The sequence below is a fragment of the bacterium genome (genome assembly GCA_035530055.1).
Taxonomy (GTDB): domain Bacteria; phylum UBA6262; class WVXT01; order WVXT01; family WVXT01; genus WVXT01.
Window position 1 is genome coordinate 1 of record DATKVN010000063.1, and the last position, 17742, is coordinate 17742.

General features: G+C 39.6%; 1 protein-coding gene. It reads right to left on the bottom strand.

The genetic code is table 11. The annotated features are described in order from the left end of the window. Positions 1–17742 (bottom strand): hypothetical protein (locus tag VMW39_05230; protein ID HUW23413.1); only part of this gene is annotated, 17742 nt, incomplete at both ends.

A 17742-nucleotide genomic window follows, 5' to 3' on the forward strand; every position in this document is an offset into this window, starting at 1 on the left:
TTCCACACCCTCTAATACTTCCAGTTGCCCTGTTAATCTATCCCTCTCTTTTTTTAACCCTTCAATTCCCTGTTCAAGTCCTCCTATTGTTGCTTCATTCCCGAGTTTATCAATAGTAGCTTTAAACTTTTCCCTCTCTTCTATATATCGGCTAATCTTTCCTTTAGCCTCTTTTACTCTATTATGTAATGCTTTAACCTCATTATTTAACTCTTTGTTTCTATTCTTTGCCTCTGTTATGCTTCCTTCAACCTCTGCTCTTATTTCGGCTATTCTGCTTAATCCTGGGACGCCTATATCGTGTTGATGTGGGTTATTTTCAAAATCAATAATGTTTACACCCAATCCTGTTGGATACTCAGTAACCGCCCCTTGGGGAAGCGGAGTATGTACTATGCCTGAAATTCTATCAGTAAATTGTTGCAACTTCTGTTTTGCGCTTGTTCTTAAATTTCTCCCTGGTATAAGAGAAGCAAATGCTTCAAGATAGGAAACAATAAATCCATCAACGAGAATACCAACGTTTCTTCTCAGCCAATTTCCTGTCGCTTCTACTTTCGGTTTTAATGAATCAATGGTGGTCTGTACATCTGCAATTACTTCTTTTAGTATTTCCTTCTGCTCATCAGTCAATTCTCCACTATCTACAATTTTTATTATTGCCAATAAACCTTCCGTTAAACCAAGCAATTCGTCTGCCACTCTTTGTTTTTCTTCTACTTCAGGAAGAGGTAGTTGTTCTTCCATCTTTTTTCTTTCTTCCTTGGGAATCTGACTCATTATTTGCTCAACTATTTGTCTCTGTTGCGCAGACTCCGTCCTTTCAAAATTATATCCCATTGAATCAAGCTGCCTTATCTCCGCTGACAGGCCCATTAAGTCTTCAATTGAATGATTTACAACTGTGGAAGGAGTAATAAGGTTTACAAGATTATCTACTTTTTCTTTTGTTTCTTCGATAACTTTATCTCTGTTTGATAGAGATTCTCCTATTTGCGCAGGAGTAATAAATGGCACAGGTTTTCCTGACTCATCCTTTTCAGTGTAATTCAGTTCATTTTCTACTTTATCATTTATCTTGTTGGCTAACTTTTCAAAGGCAGGTACCGTGGGAGCTTCCTCAAGTTGTTTAACTAAGTCATTCAACTCCCCTATTGCCTGATTAATCCTTTCAGGAGTCCTGGGGATAAGATTTGATTTTTCAATTAATTCTTTGCCTTGCGTTAAAGTAGATGAAAGTCTGTTTGTCTCATTTTCTAAATGATGGGAGATTATCGGATCAAAATCTATTGTCGGGTTGTACAGGCCGAATAGCTCACTTACGCTCATATCGGTCGTTGGCGACTCGGTAATGATTCTAGGTATCTTTTCGTCATCGGTTAGAGTTTGCCATTCGTCTGAATTAGTAAGTTTATTTAGATTATTTAAAACCCGGGAATGGTTGGCAAATGATTTCTGTTTACTTCGCGGCAGGTTATCTATCGCATCTAACAGAAGCTGGGAATAGGCGGGAACAGGAAGAGGTAATACGTAAGGTGACGCTCTGTTCTGCCCTGCTTCCACCAATTCCTGAGCGACAACTCTAACCTTTCCGGGGTCAGTCTTCAATAATTCTCTTGTAGATTTAGGATTAACTTTAGCTAATTCTTTTACCAGTACCTCGCTGGCCGCCCGGACTTTCTCTTGAGAAATACCGGCTCCTCCTTTTTCCGGCAATGAAGATTTGTGTAGCCTTGTGTCTATATTATCAACAGCATCTTTTAGACTGCTGGCGCCTAACAATCCTCCTTCCATTTCAAACCTGATTCTTTGTATGGGAGAAAGTGTCCCCTTGCCAATATTTATCTTTCCTTCTCCTCCTCTTAGTGCTTCTTCTAATATTGCCCTGTTTGTCGGGGAAAGAGATTTATTAAATTTCCTGAACAATTTTGCTGACTCCGGCCTGGGCGCTTTCCCTTTTTGTAATCCGTTGAAAAATTCAAATACCCCTTGTCTTGCATTTTCTAAAGCCTGCTCAGGAGTTTGTGATTTGGTGCTTAAATCAGCATTCGGATACTTCTGATTCTGCCATTCTTTTAATGCCTCTATAATGGTATCCCTCTCTGCCGGATTATTCGCATGATTTAACATATCCAGGAGAAGATTATCGCCCACACCCTGTATTCCCCCCAGCGCGGTTTGCAGTATAATCCGCTGCTTTGTCTTTGTTTCCTTATCTTCCCACGTAGCCTTTAATTCTTTTTCTGTCATTTTTCCTTTTGTCTTTCCTCCTATTACAAAAAGATCCTTTTCATGATATCCAGCGCCCTTAAAAATCTTTCTATCTCTTCCCAGTGCCTGGCAACCCTCGGTCATCGTAGTCTCTCTGTCAACAAGGACGCTCTCGCTAACATTTTTATCTGCTTGCAAATTTGTTGCTATACTGCCATCAGGATTAATGTAAGCAGCTATTTTCTCTTTTTGATTGATTTTCAACTCTCTGAATAGTGTCTTTATCTTCTGGCTTATCTGACGGTACTCACCGCGACTCTTCTCTACTAAAGTCCTTCTGGTGAGTATATGTTCGTACGTTTCTGTATCAACTATTTGGCCTTTGTTATCCATTATTTCCTTTCCATCTAATATCAGTCTTCTCATAATGGGAGTATACTTGCCATCATTTCCCAGTCTATAAAATCTAAATCCACTATTTGGTTCCTGTATCATTAGAATTTTGATATTTTTCTCTGCGCATTGTATCTTTAATTCTGCCAAATCTTTGCCTTCAAAGTTTCTTCCTGCCGATATTATTAATAAATCCTTTCCTTCTGCGGATGATAGACTATCCCTGATTGCGCCTTTTGTATTTCTTAAGAAAACATTCCCTATACGGTCATATGCATACTTACCAAAATACCTGTGTCTGCTGTCCAATTCCAAATTTGAGTCTATCTTGAATCCCAGGCTACTTGCTTCCATAATTCCTCTCAAAGTTGCCGTAAATCCAATACCATCACTTCCTCTGTTTACCAAATCCCGCAACACTGCTCCCAGCGTTGCCTGCTGTGACTCCGGACTGAGGCGTACGTTTTCCAATTTAGCATCTTTCCCTTTGACTAAATACTCCAGCGCGGAACGCATATAGGGGTCGGAAAAATGCATTGATTCGTTTACTCCGATACCCATTGTGTAGGGATAGATTATGTTTGTTTTCTCATTAATTCCGTAGTCGTTCATATTTTTCATTAGCGCACTTAACGCGTACGCATTTATCTGCGCTCTTGTATCTTCGGTTATTGACTTGTGAGATTCTCTTATTTTCTGCAAGATTTTTCCGCTGAAATCTTCTCTAAATTTCCTTACATCATCCAGCACCTGTTTCTCTACCCATTCCTTCACTTTCTCCCGATTATGCGAATCAACTCCATTTTCTCTGGCAAGTTTGACAATCGCAGCGTAAACAATATCGGCACTATTCTGAATCTTCCAGGGTATGGAAGTCTGTTCTACTGTTCCTATGACCGCTGGCGTATGATTCAATATGGCTGTCTGGAACTCATCAAATACATAATGGACTTTTGTCGTTAAAAGTTTATAAACCTCCGGATTCGTCAACACTCTTTCCTTCCCGAAGGTAAATTCTCCTAATTTCGCAAACTGCAACGTCATCTGGTCTATAAAGATTATATCCGCCTTTTTTATTTTATCCGCTAATTGGGAATCTTTCAGGCTCTCAGGACCAATTTGTAAAAAGCTCCTTTTTCTGTCTTCTAAGAACCTTTGGCTCTGTTCAAAAGCTACCCTTGCCTTTCCCGAATCAGTAAATATAAGCAATTCCCTGGTAAACCTTTCTTTAAACAATTCTCTTGAACACTCAGCAAGAAGCGGGGTCAATACCTCTGTCTTACCGTATCCTGTCACCAATTCAAAAGCCCTGCGGGAACTGAAGAGCATATCCAAAAGAATCTGCACCTGATGGCGATAGAGAGAAAATTTGCGGCCTCCGCTGCTTCTGCTTCTATAATTTTCATAATTGTCGATACTCTCATTAATCTTCCTGACAACGTCTTCCACTTTTCCTCTATTCTTGAAGATTTTATCCGTCATCATATCCACCCGGTATATTCCTTTCTCACGCGATATTATTTTTATATTATCCAGAATCCAGAAGTGTTCTCCCGTTCTCTTTAAGAACTCCTCTCCCACATCGACCAAGTCCCTTTGCATATTCAGTATTATTGAGTTTACTTTTTTCTTACCCGATTCTCTCCAATTTTGCAGGCTGGTTGACCATATATACCTTTCAAACAGCCCCCTTTCTTCCTTTAGCCTTTCCCGGTTCAATTTCCGGTTATCATCTTTTGTTTTGTTTATTTTGTCTTCAATCCTCTTTTCCTCTGCTTTATTGTTTTCCTTCTTGGCTTTTTCAAATTTGAAGGTTAATTCAGCTAATTGGCTTTCTAATTTTGCCTTTTGCTCGTATTCAGATGAAATTTTCTTTTCTATGCTTCTCTTATTATTTTCTAAATCCTGGGTATCTTTTCTAACCTGCTGCAGTCTTTGTTTTGAGGACTCTATCTGCTTATCTAATCTATTTATTCTCCGGTTCGTTATCCATTTCCACCGTTTGGTTTTGCTCGGTAATTTCTCTTTAGCCCCTTTCAGATTATTCACTCTTTTTTCTAATTTCTCCCTCTCACCGCTAATAAGCTTATTCAGGTCTTTTTCTTTTGCTTGTATTTCCTCTTTATAGCCCCTGATTATTTTCCCCAGCCCGCTTCTATTTTCTCCTTCAGTTCCTTCTAATTCTGACTCGGCCTCTCTAATCTTTTGCCTTCCATATTCAATATCTCTTATTAACATTTCAATATGGATTATTTTCGACGACTTACTTAGAACCTTGCCAATGATACCATCTGCTGTCTTTCTGTTTTTGTTAAGAAATTTCTCTGCTTCTTTGAATGCGTCTAACAAATTCTTAATCGATTTTTCCTTTTTAGCATCATTTATTCCGGATAGCTTCTTACTTGCCTCCTTACCCAATCCCCACAACTTTTTCCTCTGTTTGCCCACTATTTCCCTTCCCGATAGTTCCCCTGATATCTCTTTAACCGCAGTAGCTAATACCTCGCTTGTCTCCTTAATAGTAGACGTTTCCAGTATCTTTTTCCAGGCAACTTGATAAATCCCTTGTTTAATTACAAAACCCTGGACTTTTACTTTTTCCCCATTACTAAGCAATAACGTTGTTGTTCTCCCACGCGTTCTTACCCCTTCCAGATGCCCCATACTCCTTACTGACAGGTTCTCCCCAATCATTCTGATTTTTCCCACAAGATACTCTGCCAAATCTCCGGCAAACTTACCTTTTTCTTTTTCCGCTATTTCTTTTATTTTCCCTGATACTGTCTGCTCTTTACTTGATTCAAACTGCCCTTTTATCTTTCTTATACTCAGGAAATCCCCAAAAGCAGCATTAAGTCCACTTGCACTGTAGGCTTTTTCTATCAAAATCTTTCTAATCCAGCTAGTATTGATTTCCGTTAGTTCTAACTCCTCTCCTCCCAACCTAATTTCTCCCTTACCCCGTCCTAATGACCGGAGAAACCTTTTCCCCATTCTATCTCTGGCTTTCAGATAAGCTTTTCTTAGCCACCCGATTGTTGGCAAATCTCCCGTTGTCTCTTTTGCAATCCTAATCTTTTTTGCATACTTCGTTATTGATTGGAGAATGTTTTTTGCCTCTTTGGCATCTAAAACAGAGAGATATCTCTGGGCAAAGGTATTCCTTGCTTCTTCATAGATAGAATCAGTAATTTCTATTTCTTTTCCGTGGTACTTTACTTTCTCCCCTTGCCTCGTCAGTATTAGCAAATCTCCGAGAGTTTTACCTTTGTCCTGAACTAACCTTCTTGCAGCAATTTTTGTTACTTTTTCTCTATCAAACTCTATTCTCCCGAATGTCTCTAAGGTAACTTTCTTATCCTTAGAACCTAAAATTTTTGCCGCTTCCGGACCTTTTAACAAATCATTATTGAGTTCTAAATGGGCCTGCGCAGCTGATACTATTATCTCCCCCAGCTTTTCAGCCGAGCTATTTGTTTTCGCTTCATTGAGTTTAGATTTTATTTTCCCTAAACTTCTCTCATATAACCAGGAGCGAATTTTTCCCTTCCTATCCTCTAAACGTCGGGAAATAGTGTCATGTTCAGCCTGTAACTTCTGAGATTCTTTAGAAGATTTTCTTAATAGCTCCTCCGATTTAGCGTAAGGAGAATTTTCTCCCGCTACCTTCTTCATAAGCTTAACGACGTCCTTAAATTTAGGTTGGGTTTTTTGACCTTTATTGTTTTTTACTAATAGAGTTATCAATTCTTTATAAGGAAACTCCTTGCCTGATACCATGGAATTGATGGTTTCATAAGTCCATGTCAGAGACTCTTCTACGCTAAGGCCCAGCTTTCTATATGCCTCATAAACCTTTCTCGCTGTCCGAGATAACCCTTTTTTAAGCACTGACTCTGATGGCCTATACCGGGAAGGTCTCATAGCAAATAAAATCATCCAGGAAGCAATAGTACTTCCAAATTGAGAAAGGCCGGTGGAAAGCACTTTACGAATTGGCGCAGTATAGGGAGACAGGGGCTTTATGAGGGTAACCACAGTCCCATCCTCAAGCTTTTTAGCGGTTACTCCTATGGCTATTTCTTCATCTGTTACCGGAATTTCAATCTCCCTACCATCCTGAGTTTTCCCTAAGAAAATCCACCCTTTATGAACATCCGTGAGTATTGAGCTGGAAGACTTTAGCGCTGCGTCAACGCCAGTGACAATAGCGGCGATCCTCGCCGACCCTAAGACCTGTCCAGCTGCAGGCCCGAGAGCATTACTCACATAAGCCTTGGCTTTTGCAAACCACGAATCGACCGCTGCACTACCTAAAGAGAATATATGCAAAGCCAGGCCGATTCTTGCGCCGGATTTGGGGCTTTCTATAGCTGAACGAATCAGTTGTTTCTTACCCGGCTGAGAGAATGTAGGAATGAAACCATATTGTGATTGAAGATTGAAGATTGTCTTATTCGGCCACTCGCCTGTCTCAATCCTGTGCCAGACAGAATTATACATGCCACCAAAGGTAGAAAACATAGGACCTACCTTAATCCATCGAATGGCAGCCCTTAAAGAATCGTAAGCCATAGCTCCTGAACCGGTAAGTCTCAATCCTGGCCTTAACTGGTCTTTGGCTAAAGAAGAGTACCCTTTTACATTCTTTATGATTATAGTAAAATTCTTGATTCCAAAAGAAGCTATCTCTGTCCACATCCATCCCCTCACGCCACTACCTACTAATTTTCTCCAGAAATATGTATCACCCCACGAAAGACCATTGGGAGAAACATAGCGAATTACTCTTTTGATACTACCATCCTGATTCCTTTCTATTTCAACAAATGGTTTATCTCCCAAAGGAATGCCTGTTATTTTCTCTAACTCTCCAATACCAAAGTCCTTAACTATATTTAAACCTCCCCCACCACTAAATAGGGTAAAATGGCGGGCAATATTACTCAATATTTTCATATCTTTGAATCTACCCCTGCGAGTTAACCAGTTAGCAGCTTTGTTAGGAAAAGATAGAAAACGCACGACAAAAGCAAATAAAGCTGTATCAAACATATCTTTGCGAGTCATTTCTCTATCAAAAATACTTCTTCCCGCTACCGCAGTTGTTGGCCAGGTGAGATAGCTCCTAAATTTAGCCGGGCCGTACCAATTGCCCAAATTGGCCAAAGCTTTACCCAACCAATGATTCTTCCAGAATGTAGAACTGGCAATGCCAGAAGAAGATAATCCGCCGGTTAAACCAATGAATGCTCCAATAATTGCTCCGCCTTTTGCACCGGCAAACAGACCCTTACCTTTACCCCAGAAGTCTTCGCTAAATCTCTTCCAGAATCTCTTCCGGTTCCAGAATCCCTTCCAGAAAGAAATCTGTTCTACCTCGGGTTCTTGCAGGGCTCCATCCACAGTCATAAATACATTGCCCCAAACTACAAATAATTTGAAAGCGTTATTCCATGCGCTCCAGAATACTTTAGCCAGCCCCGACTTCGCGCCACTTCCCCAAACATCGAATTCTGGACCAAATGTCTGAAGTGTAGCAACTGTACCCACTGTTATCGCAAATATATGGGCGCGGTCTGACCAGGTTAATCCTTTACGGATATCCCAATTGACAAGTCTATGACCAACATCGGCAGCGACCGTGGTGAACACGCCCCAGATAAGTGGAGAAAAGAGTCTATTCAATCCTTTGGGAGTGGCAAGAAATTTCAATAGTCTTGAGTTCTGTATTATCTGCGAGCCCTGGAATAATCTGGTTAGTCCCGCAACTCCCCAGGCTCCTCCTATGATTAATAGATCGTCACCCATAGTGGTGAAATGTCCCGTCTGTTTATAACTAATCGTATTGGCTACTACCTCGCTCAGAAGAGCCCACCTTAAAGCCGAAGTAGCAAATGCTTGACTGGCACCTAATACCTCCAATCCTTTAGTTCCTGCTAATAATGTTAATACTTTCCCAGTCACTCCTCCTAAACCTACAATACCACCAAATATTCTCTCCCCGATACTTGCACCTTTTCCAAATGCAACTTTGCCACCAAGTTCCATAGCTTCATTGAAGATACCGGTTGGACCAAAATAGGGATTGTCACAGAACAATTGACTGTCTGAACCATAAATTGCATACTTACCTCGTCTTGGGCCGCCCCAAACCCAGTTATCAGCGAGATATTTTACATTTTTTGCTTCATCAGTTAACCCTAAAATATAATACTCAACACCAGCATCGAGATATAGTAATAAACCAAACCCCCTACCCGATTGTCTTCCGGCAAAACTAGCAGTCTCTTTTAAATTATAAAATCCCGTTCTCCAGAAATTTCCGAAGCCACTGAACTGCATACCGAAACTTTCTTTCCAGGAAAGCGGTACTCCAGCAAATGATTGCCAGCCATCAGGCGTAAGGATGTTTTTCTGAACACCCTTTGTATCTCTCCAATCAATCAATTTACCTGATTCAAATGCATATTTTAATCCGTCACCTGCCGAAATACCTCTTTCTTTATCTTTCTTATGGAATATAGTAGTTATTATCCAATCAGGTCCGCTATAGAACCCATCATTTAACAATGCCTCATAATGTTCCCTTTGAATAGTTACATTCTTATCTTCTGATTTCATAACCGTCTTAAGATATTTTACACGATTATGCACAGCAAAGCCTGCCCCCTTATACCACTGGAAGAAAACGTTCCTATTTTCGCCAGAAAGACTTCCTCCCAGGAGCTTTAGTGCTTCGGCTTCGATGCTGATTAGGTCTTTTTTGTTAGAAAGGAAGTAATTCAAAATCGCTTTTTCTTTTTCCTCTCCATTAGAAAAGTATCTGACCGCAACCTTAATCAATTCTTGTACCTTTTCCGATGAAAAATTCCGCTTTGGGATATTTATAATAGATACCACTGAATCAGAGATAGTGCTTCCTATAAGATTTCGTTTAAAAGCTATAAAATCAGCTTCAGCCACAAATTCTAATTCTTCTTTAGAGAGAGAAAGTAGCACGGATTTGTCTGAAGCCTCCCACTTATGGGTATAAATGTGGCCTTCCTGCGTGCCATCACTTTCCCAAACCCTTATCAATATTGACGAAGACGCTTTATACAATCCGTCAATTTCAGGGCTTTCTAATGGATGGTTTTTATGGTACCCACGGACTTCCATCCAGAATTCGAGGAATTTCAACCCTCCGTGTTTATTTAACTTATCCTTAAATTCAAGGACCCCATCTCCGTTTTCTATGTCCACATCAGACACCTTCAATTCTATCTTTGCCAATTCGTCTATAAGGCTTGCCGCTTCATCCCCCGCGTTCTCAAAAACAACACGCATAAGCGGATTTTCCGTTCCGTTTATATATTTATAAACATGTAACATATTTTGATCTCTTACACCCATTACTCCTTCGCATTCGACTCTATTCAATATCATTGTTCCATCATAGCCAATTCCTAATTTCGTACCCTTAGCGATAATAGTGTTCCATTTGGATTTATCTCCACCAAGAGCAACGCTCCCATTCTTAACCTCTGCTTTCATATCTTCATTTTCCTCCACACGGAGCCATTTGCCATCGACTTTCCTGGAAATTTTCCACCCTTCAGGAATAAGTTCTTTTCTAATTTCACAGGTAAGTTCTATTCTCCCCGGACCTCCGCGAACGTCCCTGGCATAAATCTTCGGTTCCGGGAGAGCGAAGATTAACATTCCTGCAAGTAATTTCGAACCTCCTCTTTCAATATCCCATTCTATTTTCGCTCCCTGTTCCGGGTCAACAACGCCACCGCCTATCTCTTCTCCTTTGCCATAGCTCATTACGTAATGGCCATTTGACTTTAACTGTATACCATCGCCTAATTCTATACACTTTTCTTTATTGTACGGGAGAGAAACCCATTTATCCTCTTTAAGAGTTATCCAATCATAAATATACGCATGGCGAACTTTCGCATAGGCGTAAGGTTTATCATTTATCTTTTCCATTCCTAAAATTTCATATTTATATGTTTTACCCTCTCGAGATATGTCCGCGAGAAACTTGATCATATCTGTTGCCGGATTACCCTCTCCGGAATCGTCTTTTAACCGAAACTTGAACGTAAAATCAACGGAAACGTCTCCAGGGAAATCCAAACTTTCCGTTATTTTCCGTCGGGCATCTTTTTCTTTGACATCCACTAACTTTCCATCAGGCAATAATACATAAACATTATGACCTGTTGCTAAAAGAACACCTAAGTTGTAATTCCTTAGTGGTATTTGTCTCTTAATAAAATCCCCAGTTAACATACGCTTTATAGTTTCTTCGGACATTCCTGATAACTCAATACCCTTTTGGTCTCTATATTCGGTATAAGCTCCTCCGAAAGCTTTGGATTCCGTTATAATGACACTGACCGGCTGATTGTTCATGACGGTGGAATCCATCCTGATTACAGACCTGCTTATCGACCTTCCGGTTTGCTCATCTTTCGCTTTTACAGTTACTATTTTTTGTTCTATTTCACCCTGTGCAGTAACTACCTGTCTGATTGAATAGTTAATCAAAGACCCCTCTTGCTTGACAGTTATAAGGCTGCAACCATCAGAATCATTCGGATTGGAATATAATCTAATATGGTCCCCCTTAGAGTCCTGGACATCCTGAGATTTTATAAGTTTCTTCCCTGTCACCATATTTATCCAACGAAGTTCCTCAGCTCCTCTTACTTTAATGAGGGCGTATCTTTGTTCTTTACCCTCTGGTTTATTCTTAACAATTTCTCTGCCTCTCTTAACGTCAAGTATTTCAACATTCTGGTTCTGATTCTGGAGTTGTAGTATTCCATTCTCCTTTATCGATACTTTGAATCCCTTACCCAAGTACTTTTTAACCAATTCAATATTTTTTTCATTTATTGTCTCTTTATCATCCCGGGGAATCGGGTTTCTACCGGAGAATATTAATTGCATAATCACATTAATCTTTTCCATAAATTGTTCAGGTCTAAGTTTATTGATATCCAAACCTAATTCTTCTGCCAAGGCAGCGTTCTTTTTGCGAAACTCCGCAATTTCCTCTTGGGCTTTCTGTTCTATGAATTTCTCCAGAGCTTCATAGTCGGTTATGTCACCTTTATATCCAATCTTTTCGGCCAACTCCTTTCGCTGTTTGAGGAATTTCTGGAAGCTATCTTTTTTTACTTTGGTTAACCCGATTTCCTTTCCTGTTTCTAAGTCCCAGGCTTTACAATCCTTACCTTTTACGCCAACAATATGATTCCCTTGTTTATATATACCTTTATATTCTTCCCCTTCATAAAATATTTGAATGTGCTCTTTTCCTTCAATGTCAATGGCTAATCTTAGTTCCAGATCTCCCGTTCTAACAATCGCTTTTGAACCTGACTGTGGAATGAGTCTTCCCTGGCTGATTCCTATTAGTGTTGAATTTGCCTGCCACTCATTCTTTCCATAGGTAAAGACCTTTTCCCCGCGAACGGTCAATCTTACTCCTTTTGCGTATATTAAATCACCTCCATTTAATACTTTTATCTTCTGTTTTCCTTCAGCTTTTACCCAGACTGTCTTATCGTCTCTGTCAAAAATCTGCGCGTCTGTCTGATTTTCGCTGTAGTTCCCTTCTTCTTGATCTCCCTCTTTTCCTCCCTCCGGTAAACTCTGCCTTGGCGCAATAATCTGTCCATCTACCTTATATCCGTTCCATAAATGAGCTCCTTTTTCAGTCAAAATGAACGTTGAATCTTTTTTAACTGTATAATAGACGTCATTTTCCTTTATCTTACCGTCATTATCTATATCATTTTCCATCTTAACCGGATGTTCATTTACTAAGAATCCTGACGAATCAAAGGTAAACTTCAAGGGTCTGTCCAATTCTGCCTTTTCACTCCCGGAGATTACAGTTTTTACATCGTATCCAGGCTGATCGAAGCTTCCTCTTTCTAATCCATTTTCACCTATAACTGCGGTTATTATTCGCCACTCCGGAGTTACACAATATACTCTTTCTCCTTTAGGCGCAGTATCCCAATTATATGAAAAGCTACCATCTTCGTTTATATTTAGTTCAACTGGCTTTTCTTGTAAGCTGTTATTAAAAAAGTTTCCAATGTAAGAACTAAAGTATTTTACATTGCTTATTCCTTCTTTCGTAATATCTACCCTGGTTATGAATTCGCCGGTAAGGACTTTTTCTACTTTCTTGTTTTCTACAGAGAGGGTTTCGAATAGAGGGATTATCGCTGGAGTATCATCGTCGTGCAAAGTTAATTTGACTTCTATCGTTCCCTGTTTTAGCCTGAATCCATTGAATCTATTCGTTACAAATGTACAAGATTCTCCTTTATTCATAGCTTGCCATTTCCCTTTTTCATAACGGATATATTCCTGAGTCTCTGTCTTCTTTTCTTCAAATTCAGTATATTCGGTCTTAACAGCAAAATTATGTTCTAAATCTAAATAATTTGCCCGTAGTAGGCGGATACCATCCTCTTTTGTACTGGTGGCTACTTGCCATCCCTCTTCCGCAAATACTGCCTGGAATCTCGCCTTTGGGTCAAAGATGGTTAGACCATTCTCTGTTACAGTGAAGTCAATACCAAAACATTTGCCTTCTAACTCTGTGGGCACCTGTTCTATTGTTTGTTGGCTGAATGCGTTTAACGTATTGTTGACCTCTCCCTCAAATCCTTTCACCAATGTGGAGTTTTTGTCAACTGCGTATCTATATTCTCCTTCGTTCGTTGCTGAGTTTTTGACAAATATTTCTTTTCCATTGAATGTTCCGTAAAAATCACCTTTAGCGTTTCGATAACCCCAGACTGTATATTTCTTACTATTATCATCAAAGTATCCCGTATATTTCCGTTCTACGCCAGTGTCAGATATTGTTAAGATATGGCCATTTTCGCCTATGGCAAATCCCGCTACTGTGCCCAGGTCGGTTAGTTCTTTCAGGTTCAGTCTATTCTTGATTTCTTTACTTAAGGAAGGAGAAAGAATGTGAGGAGTAAATTTTCCAGTGATTAAGATAGGACCCGTTATGTTATGTATTTTTAATGCGTTATTTATCGTATCAAGAGTAGGCATCTCCCCTGGAAAGGACAAGAGCTGAAATTCATTTATTCCTAAACTCGCAAGTTTAATTCTTAATCTGGCAAGGTCAATATGGATATGATTCTTTTGCTCATCCGTTAGTCCCCTTAGATATTCGAACTTCTGCCCAACAAACCTGCCAGCCACGCCTGTGGGTAAAGTTATTTCTTTTTCGGTAACTCTAACATCAACAAGTTTTGTTCCATCTGCCCTGTAAAATGCTTCGCCCGTGAAGTAATCTGTAATTTCTTGCTCCTGATTAAATATGGGAGTTGCAAAGAATTCTCCCTCCCCAGTTAATAATCTTTCCGGCAGGATAAGTCCCCCCAGTAATAAAGCCTGCATTATTTCCGGATTATCCTCAGGAAGGCTGCCATCGCTAAATAAGGGTTTACTCTCAACAAGTTGCATTTCCTGCCCTCTTGCGATTTGAACTTTCTTTGAATCTTGTTCGATTGTCACATTTTTGTCAAAAACTACGCCGGCTATCCAGGAATACTTCCTTAATGTTACCCCTTCTCCTAATACCTGCCACTGTCCCTGGCGCATACTTATGACTGCTGATTCTCTACCTTCTCCCTCACCGATTCTATATCCTTCCTCATCTTCCATTACGCAGGCGCTGGTCCGTACAGTCTGGCTGATTGATGAACCTTTTCCCTTTATTTCAGGAGGAGCTCTCTTCTTCACATACATTCTCTCGCCAGAATCGAGCACGAACTCACCCTCAAACATTTCAAAACCACCCGCTCCAATCGAAAATACGAACCCTTTCTCCAATTTGCCCTTGACAGGAGTATCGCTATCGTCTCTTATTTCAAATTCCGTATTAGCCTTAAGTTTTATCGCCGTACCGTCATCTGTTGCTTCTACCCTAAATTCTTTCCCTCCGTATTCTAACGTTCCTTCTCCCTGGATTCTTAATTTCCCATTAACAACTTTTGCTTTTAACGTTCCTTTTGTTGCTCGTAACTCTAATTCCTGCCCTTCTTCCAACGTCATAGATGCTACCGTATTTATTGCTGTAACATAGATTCCTGTAGCAATGCCATTTATTGCGGCTAAATACGTAGCAACATCCAGTCTATTTTGTTCAGCCAGATAATACGTAAAGAGTGTATCTTCCGTATTCAACTTTTCTTCCCAAGCCGCATCATTGGGAATACCGGCTTCGTGCCTTAATTCGTGCGTCAATCCTACAGCGCATATCGTCGCCAGGGCTCCCTTATCGGTTATCTTTTCTAATACCGAACGGTTTATGCCTATAAAGCCATCCTGTATATGATTTTCAAAGAGACTGTGCGACTTATCGAGAACCACAATGGCAATAGATCCGTGCGTAATGCCGCCAAAAAGCTTTTCTTTAGAGACTTCCCGAGCTTCCGCTCTCTGAGTTATTGCATTATTTAGAAATTCCTTAAATCCTTCAGATCCACCAAACCTTTCAAGTATTCCCTTTTCCACTGCAAACACAACGTTTTTACCTGCTATATTTATTTTAATATCTTCTTTAAGAAGTCCTTTTTCTCTGGCAATTTGAACTATCTGTTCCTCTCTTTCCACGCCAGACTTTTCAAGTTTACCTTTTTCAGATGCGTACTCTCCTTTGGCTTGAGCATTAAAATGAGAAACACCCATCTGTTTCAATGATTCAGTTACACCAGCATTGATATTAGGAATGGAAATGGCTTCTTTCTCTTCTAAAAGGTAGCGCAGTTGTTCAAGTATGGATCCCATTGGTAGAGGTACCTCAAACAATTTTCTGGTGAACTCACCATCTACGTTTATTTTATCCCCACTAATAGTAATAGAGTTTATTTTCCCTTCGATCACTTTTCCCACCCCTGGCACTTCTACCCCTGTAACACTCTTTATTATCTCTATGTTGGTTAAACCTATGGCAAGAGGCAGGTAATTGCTGTCTCCCGTCGCTGGATTCACTATAGCCGCGAGCCTGCTATCTTTCTTCAAGACAATCTTCTGGTAGTCTGCGATACCATCACTATTTACATCCAAATCCTGAACTGCCAGATTGTGACTGGATATACCTTCAGGGATAGAACCCCCTGCGCTGCCTGCGGTTAATTTCTTATAGAAGGTATCTCCTTCCTTGCCAACCAGCTCAACAAATAGACTTCCGTTTGCCATAAAGCCTTTTACGTAAGCTGTCCTTTTGACTTTTCTTAGATTCTTATAATCTTTGCCATAGTCGGAGAAGGTCATATTTTTTATTTTTAATGGCTCGCCTTGTATGTAAGCTATACCATCTTTTGTTCGAATTGTTACTTGTTTACCCTTTATGGTTACTTCTGCTTCCTGGTCGTTTACAAATGCCAACTCTAATCTTCCACTATTTTTATCCTTTATGCATTCTATCTGTAACCTGGCACCAAAACGTTGTTTCCATATTTTATGTCGAATATTATACTTGCAGTCAACCAAAACTGGTTGACCTTTGCCATCTACTTCATAAATAAACCCATCTGTCCCCATTAACTTAGTTCCTTCCTTATACTGAGTGGGAGTAAATAATGAGCTTACACCTTTCCATAATCTTCCCAGCAAGTCTGATTTTTCAACTTTTGTGGGTTCTGCAGGAGAGGATAGATCTTCTTTAGACGCAGGCTGAAAGCCTGCGGCTACCATTACGCGTTGTTTTAGGTCAGACCAACGTTCGGTTAGTCTATGCCAGAGCCTCTGCCATAGACTGCCTTTGAGCTTGGGTATCTCTTCTTTCTTGAACATCGGTACGTCTTTAATCTTGCCGGTTTCCGGGTCGAACTTAATCTCAAAGGATTCAACACCTAATCTACCTATTAATTTATCCTCCACCTTTTGAAGTTTCTCTTGGTTTCCACCATAAACAGCACCGAATTCTGAAAACTGGCGAATGTCTATTTTGATTGATTTTAGTTCTAGATCTCTAATATTTATCTCTTTACCTTCCTCTAAAGTAAGGTTTAATTCAACTTCATTTATATGTTGCAGGAGCTTATTTTCATTAATAAGTTCTTCAAGTTCCTGTGTAGTTAATCTATCTAGATCAATACCTTTCTCAATAAGTCCTTGCTCCTGCAATATCTTAAGAATCTTCTTCATTCCCTGAGGACCTATGGCTCCTACGTCCTTTATGTCTTCCAAGGTAATGGTTACCAAACCATTTCCATTGGCAAGGTCTATACTTATACCTGTGGCAAACTGAAGAATGTCTATATTTCCTCTTATACCAATCTTTGTTGCATATTTCTGGACAAAATCGGATGCTATTTTTCTTTCTGCTTTTGTTTCACCAAAAATAGGTGTAATGACTGTCTTGCTACCTTTTTTGTTTGTTACCATTCCCACAAAGAATTTTCGTTTATCAACATCTGCCCCCAATTTTCCTAAAGTATCAAGCACTGTTTTAGCAATTTGTTGAGCTTTTTCACTCATATTTTTGACTACATTGATAGCCTCTTTTCCTATAAGTTCATTACCTATCTTAAGTGCCTGATTCTGGAAATCATACTTCACTTCAACATTGTTTATATTCGCTTTTTTATATGCATTAAGAAGGTCTTCTGCCATTTTCTTGTCAAACTCTTTCAATCCCAGTTCATGAGCAAACTTGTATAATGCTTCTTTCATCTCGGCAATATTCTTATCTAAATCTAATTTGAAACTTATTTCCTTTATCTTAATTCCACTTCTTGTTGATTCTATCTTTACATTGAATCCTTTTCCATCGGTAAACTTGCTGATGCCTGACTTTTCAAATGCCTCGAGATAGTTTGTTATCTTTATTCTTTCTTCTTTTACCATCATTGAACTTAATCTTTTTACATCATCAACACTCATTTCTTTCAACTCTACCGCTAGTACACCTGTTTTTTTGTCGAATGTAGCTTTAACAAAGTTATCTTTGAAAGTATCCAGCATCTCTATTAATTTTCCATCATATCCAAATATTTCCAGGACTTCACTTAATTCTTTCACTTTACCTATCTCACCAATATCAACCTTTTCTTGTTGAGCTTCTAATATCTCTCTTAAAATAGCTATTTT